This is a genomic window from Nocardioides secundeburneus (assembly GCF_039939255.1).
Taxonomy (GTDB): Bacteria; Actinomycetota; Actinomycetes; order Propionibacteriales; family Nocardioidaceae; genus Nocardioides.
In genome coordinates this window covers 257,341-277,632 of the sequence record NZ_JBDUUE010000006.1, presented here as the reverse complement: position 1 = coordinate 277,632, position 20,292 = coordinate 257,341, and the positions used below count along the sequence as shown (strand labels likewise).

The 20,292-nt window shown below is 73.9% G+C and carries 19 protein-coding genes and 1 riboswitch; of the genes, 7 read left to right on the top strand and 12 right to left on the bottom strand.

Features of this window, described 5'->3' with window-relative positions; translation table 11 throughout:
- Positions 1–97: 97 nt before the first annotated feature.
- A complete protein-coding gene (locus ABFT23_RS17630) occupies positions 98–1,753 on the bottom strand; it encodes an HNH endonuclease signature motif containing protein (RefSeq protein WP_347897526.1) in 1,656 nt (551 codons plus the stop codon).
- 322 nt (positions 1,754–2,075) lie between these two features.
- Positions 2,076–2,193: riboswitch (cobalamin riboswitch) on the top strand.
- A gap of 44 nt (positions 2,194–2,237) precedes the next feature.
- Between ABFT23_RS17630 and cobN the strand changes: the two genes are divergently transcribed.
- The 5 genes from cobN to ABFT23_RS17605 are packed head-to-tail and all read left to right on the top strand — an operon-like array spanning position 2,238 to position 9,018.
- The gene (gene cobN / locus ABFT23_RS17625; protein WP_347897524.1) at positions 2,238–5,819 is read left to right on the top strand and encodes a cobaltochelatase subunit CobN; all 3,582 of its coding nucleotides are present in this window, start codon (positions 2,238–2,240) and stop codon (positions 5,817–5,819) included.
- Entirely contained in the window at positions 5,812–6,591 is a 780-nt protein-coding gene (cobF, locus tag ABFT23_RS17620; protein ID WP_347897522.1) for a precorrin-6A synthase (deacetylating), read from the top strand. Before cobN ends, cobF begins: the two co-directional genes overlap by 8 nt.
- Entirely contained in the window at positions 6,588–6,926 is a 339-nt protein-coding gene (locus tag ABFT23_RS17615; protein WP_347897520.1) for a (2Fe-2S) ferredoxin domain-containing protein, read from the top strand. Before cobF ends, ABFT23_RS17615 begins: the two co-directional genes overlap by 4 nt.
- Positions 6,923–8,305 (top strand): cobyric acid synthase, encoded by a 1,383-nt coding sequence (locus tag ABFT23_RS17610; protein WP_347897518.1) that lies wholly within the window; start codon positions 6,923–6,925, stop codon positions 8,303–8,305. Before ABFT23_RS17615 ends, ABFT23_RS17610 begins: the two co-directional genes overlap by 4 nt.
- Entirely contained in the window at positions 8,302–9,018 is a 717-nt protein-coding gene (locus ABFT23_RS17605) for a cobalt-precorrin-6A reductase (RefSeq protein ID WP_347897516.1), read from the top strand. Before ABFT23_RS17610 ends, ABFT23_RS17605 begins: the two co-directional genes overlap by 4 nt.
- Here ABFT23_RS17605 and ABFT23_RS17600 read toward each other — a convergent pair.
- Complete coding sequence (locus tag ABFT23_RS17600; protein ID WP_347897514.1) at positions 8,960–9,874, bottom strand: cobalamin biosynthesis protein; 915 nt, start codon at positions 9,872–9,874, stop codon at positions 8,960–8,962. The genes ABFT23_RS17605 and ABFT23_RS17600 overlap by 59 nt on opposite strands.
- 2 nt (positions 9,875–9,876) lie before the next feature.
- Here ABFT23_RS17600 and ABFT23_RS17595 point away from each other — a divergent pair, with 2 nt between their 5' ends.
- Positions 9,877–10,386 carry a bifunctional adenosylcobinamide kinase/adenosylcobinamide-phosphate guanylyltransferase gene (locus tag ABFT23_RS17595; RefSeq protein ID WP_347897512.1) on the top strand — a complete coding sequence of 170 codons (510 nt, stop codon included), beginning with the start codon at positions 9,877–9,879 and terminating at the stop codon, positions 10,384–10,386.
- Here ABFT23_RS17595 and ABFT23_RS17590 read toward each other — a convergent pair.
- Genes ABFT23_RS17590 through ABFT23_RS17575 form a run of 4 tightly spaced genes read right to left on the bottom strand, consistent with a single transcriptional unit; the run spans position 10,383 to position 13,098 of the window.
- Positions 10,383–11,075, bottom strand: coding sequence for an adenosylcobinamide-GDP ribazoletransferase (locus ABFT23_RS17590; protein ID WP_347897510.1), 693 nt, complete (start codon positions 11,073–11,075; stop codon positions 10,383–10,385). The two genes, ABFT23_RS17595 and ABFT23_RS17590, sit on opposite strands and share 4 nt — an antisense overlap.
- A 3-nt stretch (positions 11,076–11,078) precedes the next feature.
- Positions 11,079–12,107 (bottom strand): nicotinate-nucleotide--dimethylbenzimidazole phosphoribosyltransferase, encoded by a 1,029-nt coding sequence (gene cobT, locus ABFT23_RS17585; protein ID WP_347897508.1) that lies wholly within the window; start codon positions 12,105–12,107, stop codon positions 11,079–11,081.
- Positions 12,104–12,874, bottom strand: coding sequence for a CbtA family protein (locus ABFT23_RS17580; RefSeq protein ID WP_347897506.1), 771 nt, complete (start codon positions 12,872–12,874; stop codon positions 12,104–12,106). The genes cobT and ABFT23_RS17580 overlap by 4 nt, the downstream gene beginning before the upstream one ends.
- Positions 12,875–12,888: 14 nt before the next feature.
- Complete coding sequence (locus ABFT23_RS17575) at positions 12,889–13,098, bottom strand: CbtB domain-containing protein (RefSeq protein WP_347897504.1); 210 nt, start codon at positions 13,096–13,098, stop codon at positions 12,889–12,891.
- A 193-nt stretch (positions 13,099–13,291) separates the two neighbouring features.
- Between ABFT23_RS17575 and ABFT23_RS17570 the strand changes: the two genes are divergently transcribed.
- A complete protein-coding gene (locus ABFT23_RS17570; RefSeq protein WP_347897502.1) occupies positions 13,292–13,933 on the top strand; it encodes a TetR/AcrR family transcriptional regulator in 642 nt (213 codons plus the stop codon).
- Positions 13,934–14,150: 217 nt separating this feature from the next.
- Here ABFT23_RS17570 and ABFT23_RS17565 read toward each other — a convergent pair whose 3' ends face one another.
- The 6 genes from ABFT23_RS17565 to ABFT23_RS17545 all read right to left on the bottom strand — a co-directional run bounded on the left by ABFT23_RS17565 (position 14,151) and on the right by ABFT23_RS17545 (position 20,251).
- The gene (locus ABFT23_RS17565; protein WP_347897500.1) at positions 14,151–14,492 is read right to left on the bottom strand and encodes a GIY-YIG nuclease family protein; all 342 of its coding nucleotides are present in this window, start codon (positions 14,490–14,492) and stop codon (positions 14,151–14,153) included.
- A 268-nt stretch (positions 14,493–14,760) separates the two neighbouring features.
- Positions 14,761–15,750, bottom strand: coding sequence for an Rv2231c family pyridoxal phosphate-dependent protein CobC (gene cobC / locus ABFT23_RS22600; RefSeq protein ID WP_457623656.1), 990 nt, complete (start codon positions 15,748–15,750; stop codon positions 14,761–14,763).
- On the bottom strand, positions 15,743–17,104 hold the full coding sequence (locus tag ABFT23_RS22595; protein WP_457623655.1) for a cobyrinate a,c-diamide synthase: 1,362 nt from the start codon (positions 17,102–17,104) through the stop codon (positions 15,743–15,745). Before ABFT23_RS22595 ends, cobC begins: the two co-directional genes overlap by 8 nt.
- A complete protein-coding gene (gene cobO, locus ABFT23_RS17555; RefSeq protein WP_347897498.1) occupies positions 17,101–17,715 on the bottom strand; it encodes a cob(I)yrinic acid a,c-diamide adenosyltransferase in 615 nt (204 codons plus the stop codon). The genes ABFT23_RS22595 and cobO overlap by 4 nt, the downstream gene beginning before the upstream one ends.
- Positions 17,715–18,359, bottom strand: coding sequence for a 5,6-dimethylbenzimidazole synthase (bluB, locus tag ABFT23_RS17550; protein WP_347897496.1), 645 nt, complete (start codon positions 18,357–18,359; stop codon positions 17,715–17,717). The genes cobO and bluB overlap by 1 nt, the downstream gene beginning before the upstream one ends.
- Complete coding sequence (locus tag ABFT23_RS17545; RefSeq protein ID WP_347897494.1) at positions 18,356–20,251, bottom strand: VWA domain-containing protein; 1,896 nt, start codon at positions 20,249–20,251, stop codon at positions 18,356–18,358. The genes bluB and ABFT23_RS17545 overlap by 4 nt, the downstream gene beginning before the upstream one ends.
- Between the last annotated feature and the right edge of the window lie 41 nt (positions 20,252–20,292).

Below are 20,292 nucleotides of genomic sequence, written 5' to 3'. Positions count from 1 at the left end.
CGCCTCGAGCTCGCCCAGGAGGCCCGCTGGGCGGCCGACGTCTACGCCGAGCACGTCACCGTCGTCTCCGAGGACGACGAGTCGTTCGTCGCCGACCTCAACCTCCTCCCACCCGTCGGCGAGCGCGTCGGGCTCCTGATGCTCGCCGGAGGACCGACCACCCGCGTCGTCCAGCCGGGCTCGGTGCTGCCCGACGCCGTCGCCCTCGTCGAGGAGCTGATCGCGCACCACGACCGCCCGCTCGACTGACGGCGAGTGCGGATCGGCGTGCGCGCCTGCGGCGCGTGGGGTGGCGCCGCTGCCGTGAGGTCCTCTTCCGTGCCGCGCGCGGGGAGTGTCGTGGGCCGGCCCGGTCGGGGCTCGGGTTTGCCAGCGGGCGGTGCGTCGCCCGGGCCTGGGCTTGTTCATCGGCTCCGGCGACGAGGGCGCCACGGCTCTTGAGTGCTGGCGATCGATGCCCCGGGCGTGCCGGTAGCCCGCGGTCGGGGTGGACGGCGGGCTGGTGGGGCGGCCAGGGATGTCGGCGGGCTCGGGTGCCGGGTGGTGGACGTCGGTCGACGGTCTTCTCGACGCCGGTGGGGCTGGTCCAGGCGTAGAGGCCGGGTTCGACCATCCGGTACGACCACCGGCCGTGGGTCTTGGCGCGGTGGTGGCGTCGGCAGAGCAGGGCGAGGTTCCAGGTCGCGGTGATGCCGCCGGACTCCCACGGGACGATGTGGTCGAGGTCGGTACGCCGCCTGCTGCAGTCGGGGAAGACGCAGCACCGGTCGCGGAGCGTGACCCTCTCGCGGATCGCATCGGAGGGTCGGTAGGCGGGTGTCTCGAGGGGTTCGGCGAGGTCGATGACGGGCTTCACGGTGACCTTCGTGCCGGCGGTCTCGCACCAGGAGCGGACCTGCTCGACGAGGAGCGGGGTCTGGGTGTAGTCGAGCAGACCGGGCAGGTCGGGCTGGGTGGCGTCGAGGTGGGCGTAGATCGTGACCCCACGCCCGGTGCCGCTGGTCTCGAGGTCCAACGACAACTGGGTACGGGCCATCACGCCCAGCGCCTGCGACCGACGGACGTCGAGCGTCTCGGTCGACCCGAGGTCGGCGAGGCTCTGCGCGCCGTCGCGCAGGGCGTGTTCGAGGTCGATCGCGTCCGCGGTGTCGAGGGTGGCGATGACGTCGACGGTGCCGTCGGTGGTCGCACCGGCCAGGTACACGGTGACGCGTCGGTCCTCGAGCGCCGCGAGGCGTCGGGCCTCAGCCTCGGCGGGGTCGTGCTCGGCGCGGGCGGCGTCGACGGTCCGGTCGAGCTGGGCGAACGAGCACCGATCCGCCACCGGTGCGATGAACCGGTCGACGTGCCAGGCCGCCGCTTCGGACAGGCTCATGGTCGCGTCGGCGATCTTGAACGCCCGCCACAGCGCGACCTCGTGCTTGACCACCCGCAGGTACAGGCGCGGGAGCCGGTGACGCAGCTCGAGCGCCCGACCGAGGTAGGTCAGCCCGGCGTCGGTCGACATCCCGAGTGACAGGGCGAGGTCGAGCGCGGCGTACTGCGGCACCGCGGGCGCACCCGGGCCGGCCAGGTGCAACGGACGCTCGACCGACTGCAGCAACACGACGACCTCGTCCGAGGTGGCCTCGTTCCGTTCGGCCCACGCCAGCACGGACTTCAGCGTCTCGACCTGTGCGTCAGCCTCAGCGAGGCGACGCCCACGCACGGCAAGCAACAGCGGATCGCTGCTGGTGCGGGTCGAGGTGGCCATAGGCCATGATACCACAAATTCGAACGCATGCTCGATACAATCTCGATCGCCATCCAACCCATCCCCCAGGAACTGGCCGCGCATTTGGCGGGCGGTGCGCCGGAGCTTGCGGAGGCGCCACCGCACGCGCCGGACCAGCACGCCGCGAGAGGCTCGGGGTCAAGGACCAATCCCCGCATCCCCGAGACAGCGAGACGAACGAATTGGTCCTTGAGGCCGAGACGCGGCGTGCTACCGCGCGCGGCCAACCCGACCACGCACAGCAGGCACGTGACAAGAGCGAACGACCTCACCAACCAGAACGCGCCGACCAACCCCTAGACTCGCCAACGATTCTCGTGGCGCAGGAACCCGGTGCGAGTCCGGGGCGGTTCCGCCACTGTGTGCCGGTCGTCAGCCAGACCGGTCAGCCAGACACTGGCCACGGGACTCTCCGCCGACACCTTCGTCACCCAGGGGCGCGAACCCCGAGGAGAACCACCTGATGCGTATCGCTCTGCTGTCGACGTCCGACACCGACCTGCTCTCTGCCCGCGCGGCCAACGCGCTGGGCGCCGACTACGTGTGGGCCAACCCGGCGCGACCCGGGCACCAGTCCATGGCCGACACGCTGGCTGGCTGCGACCTGGTCGTGGGTCGCATCCTCGGCTCGCCCGACGACCTGTGCTCGGGGTTCCGGCGCATCCGCGACACCGGCATGCCGGTCGTGGTGCTCGGCGGCGAGCAGCAGCCGAGCGCGGAGCTGATGGAGATGTCGTCGGTGCCGATGGGCGTGGCCGTCGAGGCGCACGGCTACCTGGCCGAGGGCGGGCCCGAGAACCTGCGCCAGCTGCACGCGTTCCTCTCCGACACCGTGCTGCTGACCGGCGAGGGGTTCGAGGCACCGGCCGCCGTGCCGCAGTGGGGCATGACCGAGAAGGCCGACGACGGCTTGCCGCGGGTCGGCGTCCTGTACTACCGCGCGCACGAGATGTCCGGCAACGCCGCGTTCGCGCACGCGCTGGCCGACGCCGTCGACGCGACGGGCGAGGCGGTCGGCGTGCCGGTGTTCGCGGGGTCGTTGCGCTCGGCGCCCGACGAGCTGTACGCGGCGCTCGGCTCGCTCGACGCGCTCGTCGTCACGGTGCTCGCCGCCGGCGGCAGCACCCCAGCCGGCGCCAGCGCGGGTGGCGACGACGAGGCGTGGGACGTCGAGCGCATGGCCGCCCTCGACATCCCCGTGCTGCAGGGGCTCTGCCTCACCTCGAGCCGCGCGGAGTGGGAGGAGAGCGACGACGGCGTCACGCCGATGGACTCCGCCACCCAGATCGCCATCCCCGAGTTCGACGGGCGCATCATCACGGCGCCGTTCTCGTTCAAGGAGATCGACGAGGACGGCCTGCCGCGCTACGTCGCCGACGCCGAGCGGTGCGACCGCGTGGCCCGCATCGCCGTCAACCACGCCCGTCTGCGGCACACGCCGGTCGCCGAGCGCAAGGTCGCGCTGATGCTGTCGGCCTACCCGACCAAGCACAGCCGCGTCGGCAACGCCGTCGGCCTCGACACGCCCGTCTCGACCATCCGACTGCTGCGCCGCATGCGCGACGCCGGCTACGACCTCGGCCCCGAGGGCGCCATCCCCGGCCTCGAGATGGACGACGACACCCAGGCCGGCGACGCTCTCATCCACGCGCTCATCGACGCCGGTGGCCAGGACGAGGAGTGGCTGACCAGCGCCCAGCTCACCGACGCCCACGTGCGCATCACCAAAGCCGACTACGAGGCCTGGACGGCGGACCTGCCGGCCGACCTGAAGAGCGACGTCGAGGAGGCGTGGGGACCGGCCCCGGGCAACCTGTTCGTCAACGACGCCGGCGAGATCGTGCTCGCCACCATCCAGGCCGGCAACATCGTGCTGCTCATCCAGCCGCCGCGCGGCTTCGGTGAGAACCCCATCGCGATCTACCACGACCCCGACCTCGCGGTCACCCACCACTACCTGGCCGCCTACCGCTGGGTGCGCCACGGTTTCGGCGCACACGCTGTCGTGCACCTCGGCAAGCACGGCTCGATGGAGTGGCTGCCGGGCAAGAACGCCGCGTTGTCGGCGTCGTGCGCCACCGACCAGACTATCGCCGACCTGCCGCTGGTCTACCCGTTCCTGGTCAACGATCCCGGTGAGGGCGCGCAGGCCAAGCGCCGCGCGCACGCCGTCATCGTCGACCACCTCATCCCCCCGATGGCGCGGGCCGAGTCGTACGGCGACATCGCCCGCCTCGAGCAGCTGCTCGACGAGTACGCCAACATCGCCGCGATGGACCCCGCCAAGCTGCCGGCCATCCGCGGCGAGATCTGGACGCTGATGCGCTCGGCCGAGATGCACCGCGACCTCGGCCTCGACGAGCAGCCCGACGACGACGACTTCGACGACTTCATCATGCACGTCGACGGCTGGCTGTGCGAGATCAAGGACGCCCAGATCCGCGACGGTCTCCACGTGCTCGGCCAGGCCCCGGACGGCGAGGCGCGGGTCAACCTCGTGCTCGCCATTCTGCGGGCCGCCCAGGTCTTCGGCGGCCAGTCGCACGTGCCCGGCCTCCGCTCGGCCCTCGGGCTCAAGGAGAACGCCGAGGCCACGAGCGCCGTCGACGAGATCGAGCAGCGCGCCCGCGCCCTGGTGCAGCATATGGACGACGCCGGCTGGGCGCTGTCGGCCGCCGCCACCGCGCACGACGACCCGGTCGTGCAGGAGGTGCTCACCTTCGCCGCCACGCAGGTCGTGCCCCGCCTGGCCCGCACGACCGACGAGCTCGACGCGGTGCTGCACGCCCTCGACGGCGGCTTCGTGCCGGCCGGGCCGAGCGGCTCGCCGCTGCGCGGCCTGGTCAACGTGCTGCCGACCGGTCGCAACTTCTACACCGTCGACCCGCGCGCCATCCCGTCGCGCCTGGCCTGGCAGACCGGCGAGGCGATGGCCGAGTCGCTGCTGACCAAGTACCTCGACGAGACCGGCACCTACCCGCAGTCCGTCGGACTGTCTGTCTGGGGAACCAGTGCGATGCGCACCAGTGGCGACGACGTCGCCGAGGTGCTGGCGCTGCTCGGCGTCCGTCCGGTCTGGGACGCCGCCTCCCGCCGGGTCAACGACCTGCACGTCATCCCGCTCGACGAGCTCGGTCGCCCCCGCGTCGACGTCACGGTGCGCATCTCGGGTTTCTTCCGCGACGCGTTCCCGCACGTCGTGGCGATGCTCGACGACGCCGTCCGGCTGGTGGCCGCGCTCGACGAGCCGGACGAGCAGAACTTCGTGCGCGCCCACACCCGGGCCGACCTCGCCGAGCACGGCGACGAGCGCCGGGCGACCACCCGCATCTTCGGCTCGAAGCCCGGCTCCTACGGGGCCGGCATCCTGCAGCTCATCGAGTCGGGCACGTGGAAGGACGACAAGGACCTCGCCGAGGTCTACACGACCTGGGGCGGCTTCGCCTACGGCCGCCAGCTCGACGGCGTGCCGGCCGCCGACGACATGCGCACCAACTACAAGCGCATCAAGGTCGCGGCCAAGAACATCGACACCCGCGAGCACGACATCGCCGACAGCGACGACTACTACCAGTACCACGGCGGCATGGTGGCCACGGTGCGGGCGCTCACCGGCGCCGACCCCAAGGCCTACGTCGGCGACTCGACCACGCCCGACGCCGTGCGCACCCGCACGCTGCAGGAGGAGACCAACCGCGTCTTCCGCGCCCGGGTGGTCAACCCGCGCTGGATCGGCGCCATGCAGCGCCACGGCTACAAGGGCGCCTTCGAACTCGCCGCCACGGTCGACTACCTGTTCGGCTTCGACGCGACCGCGGGCGTCGTCCACGACTGGATGTACGAGTCGCTGGCCAAGGAGTACGTGCTCGACGAGGCCAACCAGGAGTTCATGAAGACCTCCAACCCGTGGGCGCTGCGGGGCATCGTCGAGAAGCTGCACGAGGCCATCGACCGTGGACTGTGGGCCGAGCCCGACGCCGACGTGCTCGCCGAGATGCAGCAGGTCTACCTCGAGCTCGAGGGCGACCTCGAAGACCGTGGCTGAGCGGGTCCGGGTCATCGGGGTCGGCCCGGGTGACCCCGACCAGGTCACCGTCGAGGCGCTCCACGCGATGCGCAGCGTCGCGTTCTTCGTCGTCTCCGACAAGTCGCCGCGGGGCGGCATGCCCGACCCGCTCGTCGAGGCGCGCGGACGGCTGCTCGACCGCCACCTCGGCTACGAGCCGCTCGTCGTCCGCATCGAGGACCCCGTGCGCGAGCGACGTCCCGAGCGCACCGGCACCGACGAGCAGTACGCCGCCGCGGTCGAGGCCTGGCACGACGCCCGGTCGTTGGCCTACGAGGAGGCGCTGCTCGCGCACGACGGTGACGCCGGCTTCCTGGTCTGGGGCGACCCGGCGTTCTACGACTCGACGATCCGCATCCTCGAGCGGGTCGCGGCCCGGGGCCGGGTCGCCTTCGACCTCGACGTCGTCCCGGGCATCTCCAGCGTGCAGCTGCTCGCCGCCCGTCACCGGCTCGTGCTGCACGAGGTCGGCCAGGCCCTGCACGTGACCACCGGACGCCGGCTGCGCGAGGCGATCGACGGCGGCCAGGACAACCTCGTCGTGATGCTCAACCGGGTCATCGACCTCGACGGCCTCGACGACTGGCAGATCTGGTGGGGCGGCAACCTCGGCACCGGCTCCGAGGAGCTGGTCGCCGGCCGTGTCGCCGACGTCGTGGCGGAGATCGAGGCGGCTCGCGAACGGGCCAGGGACGCCGCCGGATGGGTGATGGACATCTTCCTGCTCCGTCGCCCGGAGGGCACCACGTGACCCGGCCCGACCGCGACGTCATGGTCTGTCGCGACTGCTGCTGCGGTTCGACCTCGAAGCACCCGGCCACCGACCACGACGCCCAGCGCACGAGCCTGGAGGCGACCGCCGGCGGGGGCGTGCGGGTGCGGGTCGTCGAGTGCCTCGACGAGTGCGACCGCAGCAACGTCGTGCTGGTGCGTGACTTCACGCTCGGGCGCCGTCCCGTCGACACCTGGCTCGGCGACGTCCACGGCGACGACGCCACGCGGGCCGTCGTCGACTGGGTCGCCGTGGGTGGCCCGGTGCCCGACGACCTGGCGGGCCACGTCTTCCCCCGACGGCGCGTGCGGTGAGCGGCCTCCTCGTCGCGGGGACGACGTCCGACGCCGGCAAGTCGGTGGTCACGACCGGCCTGTGCCGCGCGCTCGCCCGACGCGGGGTCCGGGTCGCGCCCTACAAGGCGCAGAACATGAGCAACAACTCGATGGTCGTGCTCGACGCCGACGGCCGCGGCGCCGAGATCGGCCGCGCCCAGTGGATCCAGGCGCTGGCGGCACGGGCCACGCCCGAGCCGGCGATGAACCCGGTGCTGCTCAAGCCCGGCAGCGATCGGCGCAGCCACGTCGTCGTGATGGGTCACCCGGCGGGCGAGGTGCACGCCACCGACTTCGTCGACGGACGCCGCCACCTCGCCGTCGCGGCACACGCGGCCTACGACGACCTCGCGGCGCGCTACGACGTCGTGGTCGCCGAGGGCGCGGGCAGCCCGGCCGAGATCAACCTGCGCAGCAGCGACTACGTGAACATGGGGCTCGCGCAGCACGCCGGCCTGCCGACGGTCGTCGTCGGCGACATCGACCGCGGTGGCGTGTTCGCCGCGTTCTACGGCACCCTCGGTCTCCTCGACGACGCCGACCAGCGGCTCGTCGCCGGGTTCGTGGTCAACAAGTTCCGTGGCGACCTCGGCCTGCTGCGGCCCGGGCTCGACGAGATCGAGCGACGCACCGACCGCCGCGTCTTCGGGGTGCTCCCGTGGCACCCCGACCTCTGGCTCGACAGCGAGGACGCGCTCGATCTCGAGGGCCGCCGGGTTGCCTCCACCACGGCGACCAGGCGCGTCGCCGTCGTCCGGTTCCCCCGCATCAGCAACTTCACCGACGTCGACGCCCTCGGCCTCGAGCCCGACCTCGACGTCGTGTTCGCCAGCACCCCGGCCGGGATCTCCGACGCCGACCTCGTGGTGCTGCCCGGCACCCGGGCGACGATCGCCGACCTGGCCTGGCTGCGCGAGCGCGGTCTCGACGCCGCCGTGCTCGCCCACGCCCGTGCCGGTCGCCCGGTGCTCGGCATCTGCGGTGGGTGCCAGATGCTCGGTCGCGAGATCGCCGACCCCGACGGGGTCGAGGGCGGCGCGCAGACCGTGCCCGGCCTCGGCCTGCTCGACGCCACCACGACGTTCGTCGCCGAGAAGGTGCTGCGTCTGCACGAACCGGCCGGCTACGAGATCCACCACGGCCGGTTCGACGGCGAACGCGGCCGCGGCATGGTCACCGGCACGATGGTGCACGGCGCCCTCGAGGACGACGCCAACCGCGACGCCTTCCTGCGCAGCGCCCTCGACGTGCCGAGCCGCGCGTCGTTCCCGGCGGCCCGTGAGCGACGCCTCGACCTGCTCGGCGACCTCGTCGAGGAGCACCTCGACGTCGACGCCCTGCTGGAGCTCGCCCGATGAGGGTGCTCATCCTGGGGGGCACCGCCGAGGCCCGGGCGCTGGCGGCCCTGCTGGTCGCCGACGGCGACGAGGTCGTCACGTCCCTGGCGGGCCGCGTGGCCCGCCCCCGCCTGCCCGAGGGCGAGACGCGCGTCGGCGGGTTCGGTGGTGCGGCGGCGCTCGCGGCCTACGCGCGCGACTTCGACGCCGTCGTCGACGCCACGCACCCGTTCGCGGCGACGATCTCGGCCAACGCCGCGAGCATCGACGTCCCGATGATCCGGCTGGCACGCCCGGGGTGGACGGATCCCGGCGGCTGGCACTGGGCCGACGACCACACCGAGGCCGCCGCCGAGGCGGCCCGGCTGGGGGAGCGGCCGGTGCTCACCACCGGTCGGCAGGCGCTCGGCCACTTCGTCGGACCCCTTGTCCGACATACGGTGCTGGCTCGCGTGGTCGACCCGCCCGACGTCGAGGTCCCGCAGACCTGGCGGGTCCTGCTCGACCGCGGTCCGTACCACCTCGACGGCGAACGAGCGCTCCTCGCCGGGCACCGCGCCGACGTGCTGGTCACCAAGGACTCCGGGGGCGACCACACCCGGCCGAAGCTCGACGCCGCGGCCGAGCTCGGCATCGCCGTGGTCGTCGTCCGACGGCCCGCGCCGCCCGCCGGGGTCAGCCTCGTCGACGACGTCGACGACGCGCGACGGTGGGTGCGAGGGGGAGCAGCGTGACGAGCGAGGCCACCTGCACACGGCGGGCCAGCGCACGCGCCCGCGCGACGTCGTGAGCCGCGGGTGCGCGGCCGTCGCCGAGCACGGCACGGTGCTCGACCCGGCCCGCGTAGTCGTTGGTGCCACCCAGCCGGATGCCGAGGGCGCCGGCGAACGTCGCCTCCACGGGGCCGGCGTTGGGGCTCGGGTGGCCGCCGGCGTCGCGGCGCCAGGCCCGCACGCTCGCGCGGGCGTCGCCGCCGAGCAGCGTCGCGAGCAGCGCGGTCAGCCGGGCGCCCGGCACGTTGAGCACGTCGTCGAGCCGGGCCGCGGCCCAGCCGAACCGCTCGTACCGTGGGCTGCGGTGCCCGACCATGGCGTCGAGGGTGTTGGCGGCGCGGTAGGCGAGCAGGCCCGGCACGCCCGCGACGGCGCCCCACACGAGCGGCGCGACGACGGCGTCGGAGGTGTTCTCGGCCACCGACTCGATCACCGCCCGGGCCACGCCCGCCTCGTCGAGGTCGTCGGTGCGTCGTCCGACCAGCCGCGCCACCTGTTGCCGCGCGCCGGGCAGGTCGCCGACGTCGAGGTAGGCGCCCACGGCGGCCGCCTCGCGGTCGAGCGTCGTCCCCCCGAGCACGGCCCAGGTCGCGACGACCGTCGTCAGGGTGCCGCGGGGGAGCAGGGCACCGACCGCGGCGGCGCCGCCGACGAGCAGCGCCACGTGCCCGGCGCCGTGAGCCCGGTCGTCGGCGTAGGTTCGTCGCTCGAGGGCGGCGGCGAGCGTGCCGAAGCCCGCGACCGGGTGCCAGCGCGCCGGGTCGGCCAGCACACGGTCGGCGGCGAAGCCGAGCACGAGTCCGAGGGAGCGGTTCATCGATGAGGGTCCTGGTCACCGGGGGCGTGCGCTCCGGCAAGTCGCGCCACGCCGAGTCGTTGCTCGACGCCGCGTTGCCGGTGGTCTACGTGGCTCCCGGCCCGACGCGTGACGACGACGACTGGGCCGCGCGGGTGCGGGCGCACCAGGAGCGTCGTCCGGAGGCCTGGACGACGGCCGAGACGCACGACCTGGCCACGGCCCTCACCGTCGAGCCGCCGGTGATCGTCGACTGCCTCGGCACCTGGCTCACCGCGGTGATCGACGACCTCGAGGGCTGGGACGCCCCGGTCGACGAGCTCACCGGCCGGGTGCTCGACCTGGTCGGGACGGCGATCGCCGCCATGGGCCACGACGTCGTGCTGGTGACCAACGAGGTCGGGCTCGGCATCGTGCCGGAGCACCGCTCGGGACGGGTCTTCCGCGACCTGCTCGGCACGGTCAACCAGCGCTTCGCCGAGGCCTGCGACGAGGTGCACCTCGTGGTCGCCGGCCGCGTGCTCGTGCTCTAGAGCGCGCACGCCAGCCCCAGCAGCATCGTCGCGAGACAGGCCTCGATCGCGGCACCCATGACGTCGCCGGTCACGCCGCCGAACCGGCGCACGCACCTCGCTATGAGCACCAGCACGACCAGCGCCGGCAGCACGCCGGTGAGCAGCCCCCCGACGACGGCGGCCGGCACCGGCACGGTGCGGGTGAACGACCCGCCCAGCCCGCCGGACCGGGCCGGCGGCACCGGACGCGCGCACACGATCCAGAGGGCGCACCGCGACAGGCATACCGCGGCCCCGGCGACGAGCGGGTCGTCGAGCAGGGCCGCGAACGCGGCGGCCTGCAGGCCGACGACGAGGACGACCGCGAGCGTGCCCGCCGGGCCCGACGTGCCGGTCTTCATGACCGCCAGAGATCGTTCGGGGTCGTACGACGCCGTGAGCCCGTCGGCGACGTCGGAGACGCCGTCCCAGTGCAGGGCGCGGGTGCCGAGGGCGACGACCGCCACGGCCAGCAGTCCGACGGCCAGCGGCGGTGCGTCCGCGGCGTCGCCGGCCCACAGCACGAGCGCGACGAGCACCCCCAGCGGCAGGACGGCGACAGGCGCCAGGAGCATCGCCCCGCGAGCCGTCGCCGGCGTCACCGCGGTCGGCGGGTCGACGCGGATCGCGGTCAGCGTGCCGACGGACAGCCGCCAGGCGTCACGCACGACTCACCCGGGTGGCAGCAGGTCGGCCAGCAGGGCGACGTCGCGCAGCAGGGCCACCGCGCTGCGCAGCACCGGCACGGCGGCGACGGCGCCGCTCCCCTCGCCGAGCCGCAGGCCGAGGTCGAGCACGGGCTCGAGGCCGAGCTTCTCGAGCGCGAGCGACTGGGCCGGCTCGGTGGAGCGGTGACCGGCCGCAAACCACGCAGCGACGCCGGGCTGAATGCGGTCGGCGACCAGGGCGCAGGCCACGGCCATCAGCCCGTCGAGCAGCACCGGGACGCCGTGCCGGGCCGCGGTGACCTGGAAGGCGGCCGCCGCCGCGAGGTCGGCGCTGCCGAGCGCGGCCAGGCAACGCATCGGGTCGTCGGTGCCTCCTGGGCCGTCGCCGACGCGCCGCAGCGCCTGGTCGACGACCTCGGCCTTGCGGGCCAGTCCGGCGTCGTCGACGCCGGTGCCCCGGCCCACGACCTCCTGGGCCGGCAGGCCGAGCGACGCGGCGACGAGGGCCGCGGCCGGCGTGGTGTTGCCGATGCCCATGTCGCCCGAGATGAGCAGGTCGGCACCGGCCTCGATCTCCTCGAGAGCCACGGCTTCACCGACGGCCCAGGCCCGGCCGAGCTCGTCGGCGGTGAGCGCGTCGTCGAGGTGGATCGGCCGCGAGCCCCGGCGCACCTTCCACGGCCCGGTGGCGTCGTCGTCGACGGCGACGTCGACCACCCGCACGTGCACGTCGTGGGCCCGGGCGAGCGCACTGACGCCGGCGCGGCCGGCCTCGAACGTGGCCACCATCGCGCCGGTGATCGCCGCCGGGTAGGCGCTGACGCCGTGGGCCGCGACCCCGTGGTCGCCGGCGAAGATCGCCAGTCGCACGTCGTCGAGCGGGCGCGGCGGAACGCTGCCCTGGCACGCCGAGAGCCACACGCCGAGGTCGCCGAGGCGCCCGAGCGCGCCCGCCGGGACGGCCAGGCCGGCGAGCCGCTGGGCAGCGGCACGCCGGGCGTCGGGGTCGGGCGCGCGCAGCGGTGTGCTCACAGGCTGGCGGCGAGCTCGCGGCGCGCGGCGGCGGCGCGGTCGGCCTTGGCCAGGCGGTCGACGGCGAGCGCGAGGCCGGCACCGATGACCGCCCACATGGTGGCGAGCGTGAGCAGCGACGAGACGCGGAACGACCAGAGCGTGTCGGCCGGGAAGTCGCCCAGCTCGTTGACGGTGGGCAGCAGCGCCGCCACGACGCCCACGACGACGACGTAGCCGGCGATCGCGGCCAGCGAGGCGCCGAGACCGCCGAGCCGTTCGGCCGTCGTCCGGGCGAGGTGGACGGCGGCGAGTGCCGCCACCACCGAGACCAGGACGAGCAGGAAGTAGTCGGACGTGCGGCTGCCGATGGTGTCGCCCGAGCCCACGGCCGGTGGGGTCGCGGGGTACTTGAGGAACGGCACCAGGGAGTAGGCCACGAAGCCGATGATGGCCACGGCGGCGGTCGACTGGACGGCGGTCATCCGGCCCAGGCGGCCGACGGCGGCTGCGGCGAGCAGGGCCACGAAGCCGCCGAGCACGGTGCCGACGGCGAGGGTGCCGGTGAGCAGGCCCCAGGTGCGCTGGTTGCCGCGGCTCACCTCGGTGCCCTCGTCGGCGTCGTCGGTGTCGGCAGACTCGGCGGGCTCGGCCGCGGCGTCGGCCTCCTCGAGCGCGATCGCGGTCTCGACGTGCGGCTCACCCACCTCGTGCGCGACGAGGAAGGCGGCGAAGCCGGCAAGGAGGCCGACGAGCAGCCCCCGCACCAGCAAGTTGCGGGCGGTCATCTCGTCGTCCGGCCTCAGTGGCAGGGGTAGCCGAGCAGGTGGCGCGCGTCGTGCACCCACTCGTGCACCGCGGTGCCCGAGGGGATGGAGATGCCGCCCTGGTTCGCGCTCACGAAGAACACGACGAGTGCGGCGAAGAGCCCGAAGAACACGGCCCACGGGCCGAGGTCGCGGATCGGGATCGCCGGCGTCTCGATGACGGGCGTGGCAGCGGTCTGGGCCATGAGGTCCTCCTGAGGGATGATGCGTCCCTGTCGTCGTGGATGGCGGACCGTCGGGTCTGACTTCCGACCTCGTCCCGTTCAGGAGATGAAGGTCGGTCACAGTAGCGCGACTGTGCCGGATTCACACCGGCTTCCTCGGGCTCGCTGGCTCACCCTAGGGCATCTCCCGCCGCCACGCGCGTAGTGTCCGCACGTGACCCTCGAGCAGTCCTCCCGCAGCCGTGGCCGCCCGCGCGTCGTCGCGCGCGACGCCATCCAGGTCGCCGCCGTCGAGCTGTTCCTCGACCAGGGCTACGCCGCCACCACGATGGACCAGGTCGCCGTGGCCGCCGGCGTCGGTCGCACCACTGTCTTCCGCTACTTCGCCAGCAAGCCGGCCCTCGTCTGGTGGGACGTCGAGGCCAACTACGACCGCCTCGACGCCGCCCTCCGAGCCTCGGCCACGGCTTCGGCCGAGGCGTCGTCCGGCGGCCCGATCGACGTGATCGACCAGGTGCGGCACGCCGTGCACGTGGCGCTCGTGGAGATCGGCACCTCCAGCGACCTCATGCGCCGCCGGTGGGCCCTCATCGACCAGGACCCCGCCGTCGCGGCCGAGCTCGCCGTCCTGATGATGCGTTGGGCCACGCGGATCGCCGCGCACGTGCGCGAGGTGCTCGGCGACGCCGTCCCCTCGGTCAACGCCGACTCCGTCGGCTACGCCGTGCTCGGCGCGACCGTCGGCGCGAGCCGTCAATGGAGCGTGGACGTCGGCGACCGCTCGCTCGCCGACGTGCTCGACGACGTCATGGCCCCGCTCGGGGTCGCCCTGCGTGCCATGGTCGACCCGCGCTGAACCCCGCTGGTCGAGCCACGCTGACCCCGGTGGGGCTGTCTCGACCGGGCCGTGGTGGTCCAGGTGTGCGGCGGTTGCAAGGGTCTCGACTCGCCGGTGACTTCGTCCCCGGCGGCTCGACCAGCGAGGACACCTCGGTGGTCGAGCCGCCCTGGTTCGCGGAGCGAACCTGGGCGAGTCGAGACCCCGGAGCCGGTATCCCGACTGGACCGGGACCTCAGTCGTTCATGCCGTCCAGGTCGGCGAGCCGCTTGCGTCTTCGTCTGGTCGAGCAGCGCTCGGCGAGCTCCGGCAGATCGTCGTAACGGTGATCGATGAGCGCGATGCGCTTGGCGCGGCCCCACCTCTGGATCTGCTTCTCACGGGCGAACGCATCGGTGATCTGCTCGAACTCCTCCACGTAGACGAGCTCGACCGGACGCCGCCCCCGCCGCTTGGTGTAGGTCGCTCCTTCACCGACCTGGTGCTGCCAGACACGCCGTTCGAGGTCGACGGTGCTGCCGACGTAGAAGGAGCCGTCAGCACACTCGAGGATGTAGACCCAGGCGTTGACCGTCATGGCTGCACTCTGCGCCGCAGCGTGGGCGCGGACCAGGCCGAGCTCGCGTCTTGTGGACAACCTCGGCCAGTTGTTGGTCGAGCCGCCCAGGTTCGCGGAGCGAACCTGGTGAGTCGAGACCTCGGTGGGGTTGTCTCGACCGGGCCGCGGTGTTCCGGTTGTGCGGGGGCGGCCGGGGGTCTCGACTCGCCGGTGACTTCGTCCCCGGCGGCTCGACCAGCGAGGGCGCCCCTGGGGGCTCGACCAGCGGTGAAGGATTCGTGAGGGCTCAGAGATCCACGAGCGCGGTGAGCAGCCGATCGACGACGTCCGGGGGCCGGACGGCGATGCGCACCCAGGCCCGGTCGAGGCCCGGGAAGGTGTCGGCTCGGCGGACGGCGATGCCGGCCTCGCGCAGGCGGGCGTGGACGCCGTCGCCGACCCGGGCGAGGACGAAGGCGGTCGACGACGGCAGGTGGTCGACGCCCAGGTCGGCCAGGCCCTTCTGCAGGTGGTCGCGCCACTCGCCGATGCGGCGGGCCCGGACGTCGGCCTCGGCCCGCGCCTCAGGGGTGGCGAGCACGGTGGCCGCGGCGATCGCCGTCGTCGAGACCGACCAGGGCACCTGCGCGCGCGCCAGGTCGTGCACCGTCGGGGCATCGCCGACCACGTAGCCGGCCCGCACGCCGGGGATCGACCAGTGCTTGGTGAGGCTGCGGACCACCAGGACGCCGGGGGAGCCGAGCACCGACGCCGGTTCGCCGGGCACGGTGTCCATGAACGCCTCGTCGACGACGACGAGCCGGCCCGGACGGCGGAGCGCGAGCAACGCCTCGCGCGGGTGCAGGACGCCGCTCGGGTTGGTCGGGTTGCCGACGACGACGAGGTCGGCGTCGTCGGGCACGAGCGATGGTTCGAGCTCGAAGGGTCTGGGCAGCACGACCGGGGCGACCTCGTGCCCGGCCTGCTCGAGCGCGGCGTGCGGCTCGGTGAACTGCGGGTGCACCACCACCGGACGCCGCCACGGCCGGCGGGCCACGAGTGAGAACGCCTCGGCCGCGCCCGCGGTCAGGAGCACGCGGTCGGCGTCGACCCCGTGGTGGACGGCGACGGCCCGGGTCGCCGCCGACGGGTCGGGGTAGCGGGCGACGTCGTCGAGGCTCGACCGCAGGGCGTCGTCGAGCCACGCCGGTCGCGGGTCGGGGTAGACGTTGACCGCCAGGTCGAGAAGACCCGGCGTCGCCTCGACGTCGCCGTGGTGTCGCAGCGGGTCATCCACCGGTGCCTCCGGCGTGCCGGGCGTGGACGGCGTCGGCAAAGCGCTGCGCGAGCTGCGGGTGACCGGCCCAGTGGGTGTGCACGTAGGAGGCGTGAAGACTCGCGCTGCCGAAGCCGACGGCCTCTCCGTCGACGACCCAGGTCGGCGCGAGGCCGGTGACCGGCTCGACCGTGGTGTGGTGGAACTCGTGGCCGGTCACGACCTCGCCGGCCCGGCCCAGCAGGCTGTCGGCGGGCGCCGTGACCGACGGGTAGCGCAGCGTGAGGCCGACCATGCGCGCGTCGGCCTCGATCGCGCCCACCATCGCCGCGCCGTCGAGCGTGCGGCACAGGTAGAGCAGGCCGCCGCACTCGGCGACGGTCGGCACGCCGGCGGCGACGGCCGAGCGCACCCGGTCGCGCAGCGTGGCGTTGGCGGCGAGGGCCTCGGCGTGCACCTCGGGGAAGCCGCCGCCGAGGTAGAGACCGGACGTGCCGACCGGCAGGTCGGCGTCGGCCGTGGGGTCGAACGGCACGACGTCGCACCCGGCGGCCTCGAGCAGCTCGGTCGTCTCGGCGTAGCGGAACGTGAACGCCGGCCCGGCCGCGACGGCGACGACGGGCCGAGCCGGCGACGGCGGGCTCACGACGTCGGGCGACCACGGCGCGACGTCGAGGTCGCAGGCACTGCGGGCGACGTCGAGGACGGCGTCGAGGTCGACGCACGCGGTGACCCGCTCGGCGAGAGCCGCGACGAGAGCGGCGCTCTCCTCCCGCTCCGCCGCGGTGACGAGACCGAGGTGCCGTGACGGCGTCGCCAGCGAGGCGTCGCGCGGGATGGTGCCGAGCACGGGCAACCGCACCGACGACGCCACCTCGGCGGCGTGCCGGGGCGAGCCGGCCTGGTTGAGGATGACTCCGGCCACGGTGACCGACGGGTCGTACGTCGCCAGCCCGTGCACCACCGCGCCGATGGTGCGCGACGAGCGTGAGACGTCGACGACGAGCACCACCGGCGTCTGCGTGAGCGCGGCGACGTGCGCCGTCGAGGAGAAGCCGTTGCCGCCGATGCGTCCGTCGAACAGGCCCATCACGCCCTCGACGACGGCGACCTCGGCGTCCTGGGCCCCGTGCAGCAGCAGGGGAGCGACGAGCGACTCGCCGACGAGGTGCGGGTCGAGGTTGCGGCCGGGCCGGCCGGTGGCGAGGGCGTGGTAGCCGGGGTCGATGTAGTCGGGCCCGACCTTGTGCCCCGACACCGCGAGTCCGCGCGCGCGCAGGGCCGCCATGAGCCCGGTGGCCACGGTGGTCTTGCCCTGTCCGGTGCTCGGCGCCGCGACCACGAACCGGGGGAGTCGACCGAACGGGGTGGTCACCACTCGATGCCCGCCTGTCCCTTCTGCCCGCGGTCCATCTGGTGCTTGACCTTCGTCATCTCGGTGACGGTGTCGGCGACCTCGACCAGCTTCGGGTGGGCACGGCGTCCGGTGATCACGACGTACTGCCGGCCCGGCCGGTCGCGCAGCGTCTCGACGACGTCGTCGACGTCGACCCAGCCCCACTCCATCGGGTAGGTGAACTCGTCGAGCACGTAGATGTCGTGCCGCTCCTCGGCGATGCGGCGCTTGACCTCGGCCCAGCCCTCGGCGGCGTCGCGCGCGTGGTCCTCGGCCTCGCCGGCCTTGCGCGACCATGACCAGCCCGAGCCCATCTTGTGCCACTCGACCGGCCCGCCCTCGCCGGTCTCGGCGTGCAGCTCGCCGAGCCGCTCGAGCACGGTCTGCTCGCCGATGCGCCACTTGGCCGACTTCACGAACTGGAAGACCCCGACGTCCCACCCGTGGTTCCACGCGCGGATCGCGAGCCCGAACGCGGCGGTGGACTTGCCCTTGCCGTCGCCGGTGTTGACCATCAGCAGCGGCAGGCGACGCCGCTGGGCCGTGGTGAGCCCGTCGTCGGGGACGACGAGCGGCTTGCCCTGGGGCATCAGTGGCTCCCGTACTTCTCGTGGTGGACGGCGTCGGCGAGCGGCCGGCGGGTGCGCCAGCCGTGCCGTTCGAGGTCGGGGACGTCGTGCAGGCGCGACACCGGGCCGAGGCAGAGCCAGGCGATCGGCCGCACCCGCTCGGGGATGGCCAGGAGGTCGCGCAGGAACGGCTCGCGGTAGAACGACACCCAGCCGACGCCGAGGCCCTCGGCCGTCGCGGTGAGCCACAGGTTCTGCACGGCGAGGCAGGTGGAGTAGAGGCCGGCGTCGTCGATGGCGTGACGCCCGAGCACCTGCGGCCCGCCGCGGTCGGGGTCGTGGGTGACGACGACGCCCAGCGACGACTCCAGCACGCCCTCGACCTTGATGCGCGCGAACGTCTCGGCCCGTTCGGGCGGCAGCGTGTCGGCGTACGCGGCTCGCTCGGTGGCGACGTGCTCCTGGAAGCGCTCGCGGGTCGAACGGTCGCGCACGACGACGAAGTCCCAGGGCTGGCTGTGCCCGACGCTCGGTGCCGCGTGCGCCGCGCGGAGCACGCGCGACAGCACGTCGTCGGAGACAGCATGTCCGGTGAACTCGGCGCGGACGTCGCGCCGCCGCTCGATGACGTCGTAGAGGTCCGTGCTGACGGTGGGGGCGCTCACGCGGCACGCACCGCCGACGTCAGCACGGCGGCGCTGACCTCGGCGACGGCGACGTGCTCGGCGCGCAGGTGCTCGGCGAGCGTGCGCGCCAGGCCGAGCCGCATGGGGCCGGCCTCGCAGTCGACGACGAGGCAGGCGACGCCGGCCTCGGCGAGCGCCGTTGCGGCCTGACGGGCGCGGACGACGGGGTCGCGACCGCTGGTCGCGCGGCCGTCGGTGACGACGACGACCAGCGCCCGGCGGCGCGGGTCGCGCACGCGCTCGCGCTCGACGACCCTGAACGCCTCGACGAGGCCCTCGGCCAGCGGCGTGCGGCCGCCGGCGGGCAGGTCGTCGAGCCGGCGGGCGGCGACGTCGATCGAGCCCGTGGGCGGCAGCGCGACCTCGGCCCCGGTGCCGCGGAAGGTGACCAGGCCGACCTTGTCGCGGCGCTGGTAGGCGTCGAGCAGCAGGCTGAGGATCGCGGTCTTCACCTGCTCCATGCGCTTGCGCGCGGCCATCGAGCCCGACGCGTCGACGCAGAACAGGACCAGGTTCGACTCGCGGCCCTCGCGATCGGCCACCCGCAGGTCCTCCGGACGCAGGAGCACCCGGCCGCCGGTGCGTCCCCGGGTGGCCTGGTGCGGCGCGGCGGCGCGGATCGTCTCGAGCAGGTGGACGGCGCCACGCGAGCCCGGTCGCGAGCCGATGCGTCGTCCGGTGTCGGTGACGGCACGGCTGCGTTTGCCGGCCTCGCCGCGACCGGTGCCGGCGACCTGGAAGAGCCGGGCGCGGTAGGGCTGACCGGCCGCGACGTTGCTCGTGGTCGTCGACCCGGCGGCGGTCGAGGGGGCGCCGCTCGGAACGGGGTCGCGGCCGGCCTCGCCGGCGTCGGAGCTGTCCCCGGTGTCGGGGGGCCCGCCCCCGTCGTATCCGCCGTCGCCGCCGTCGCCATCACTGCCGTCACCGCCGTCACCGCCACCCGGGTCGGTCGGGTCGGGCTCGGGCGGGTCGGGCTCCTCCTCGCCCAGCGTCTCGTCGAGGAGGTCCTCGTCGAGACCGGGCGCGTCGAACGGGTTGCGACGGCGCCGGTGCGGCAGCGACAGCCGGGCCGCGACCCGGACGTCGTCGAGGGTGACCTCGGTGCGTCCGTGCCAGGCGGCGTGGGCGGTGGCGGTGCGGGCGGTGACGATGTCGGCGCGCAGGCCGTCGACCTCGAACGCCGCGCACACCTCGGCGATCTTGAGCAGCATCGCGTCGGACAGCTCGACGTCGCCGACGGCCGTGCGAGCGGCGAGCAGCCGGCCCGCGAGCGCCTCCTCGTCGGCCGCCCAGCGGGCGGCGAAACCGGCCGGGTCGGCGTCGTAGGCCATGCGCCGGCGCACCACCTCGACGCGCACGGCCGGGTCGCGCGGTGCGGCGACCTCGACGGTGAGGCCGAACCGGTCGAGCAGCTGCGGGCGCAGCTCGCCCTCCTCGGGGTTCATGGTGCCGACGAGCACGAAGCGCGCGTCGTGCGAGACCGAGACGCCGTCGCGCTCGACCGTGCAGCGGCCCATGGCGGCGGCGTCGAGCAGCACGTCGACCAGGTGGTCGTGCAGCAGGTTGACCTCGTCGACGTAGAGCAGTCCGCGGTGGGCCTTGACCAGCAGGCCGGGCTCGTACTCGGCGACGCCGTCGGCGAGCGCCTTCTCGAGGTGCAGCGAACCGAGCACGCGGTCCTCGGTGGCACCCACGGGCAGCTCGACGAGCGGGACGGCGCGGCCGTCGTCGAGCGGCGGCAGGACGGCGGCGAGGCCGCGCACGATGGTCGACTTGGCCGTGCCCTTCTCGCCGCGCACGAGCACGCCGCCGATCTCGGGCGAGATGGTGGTCAGCAGCAGGGCGAGCGCCATGTCGCCGGGGTCGACCACGGCGGCGAAGGGATAGGTATGACGGGTCTGTTCGGGTGTGT

What these genes read in the sequence shown, in the direction of transcription:
- ABFT23_RS17630 (WP_347897526.1), bottom strand. Translation starts at nt 1,753, where the DNA reads ATGGCCACCTCGACCCGCACCAGCAGCGATCCGCTGTTGCTTGCCGTG.
- cobN (WP_347897524.1), top strand. Translation starts at nt 2,238, where the DNA reads ATGCGTATCGCTCTGCTGTCGACGTCCGACACCGACCTGCTCTCTGCC.
- ABFT23_RS17605 (WP_347897516.1), top strand. Translation starts at nt 8,302, where the DNA reads ATGAGGGTGCTCATCCTGGGGGGCACCGCCGAGGCCCGGGCGCTGGCG.
- ABFT23_RS17600 (WP_347897514.1), bottom strand. Translation starts at nt 9,874, where the DNA reads ATGAACCGCTCCCTCGGACTCGTGCTCGGCTTCGCCGCCGACCGTGTG.
- ABFT23_RS17595 (WP_347897512.1), top strand. Translation starts at nt 9,877, where the DNA reads ATGAGGGTCCTGGTCACCGGGGGCGTGCGCTCCGGCAAGTCGCGCCAC.
- ABFT23_RS17580 (WP_347897506.1), bottom strand. Translation starts at nt 12,874, where the DNA reads ATGACCGCCCGCAACTTGCTGGTGCGGGGGCTGCTCGTCGGCCTCCTT.
- ABFT23_RS17575 (WP_347897504.1), bottom strand. Translation starts at nt 13,098, where the DNA reads ATGGCCCAGACCGCTGCCACGCCCGTCATCGAGACGCCGGCGATCCCG.
- ABFT23_RS17565 (WP_347897500.1), bottom strand. Translation starts at nt 14,492, where the DNA reads ATGACGGTCAACGCCTGGGTCTACATCCTCGAGTGTGCTGACGGCTCC.
- cobO (WP_347897498.1), bottom strand. Translation starts at nt 17,715, where the DNA reads ATGCCCCAGGGCAAGCCGCTCGTCGTCCCCGACGACGGGCTCACCACG.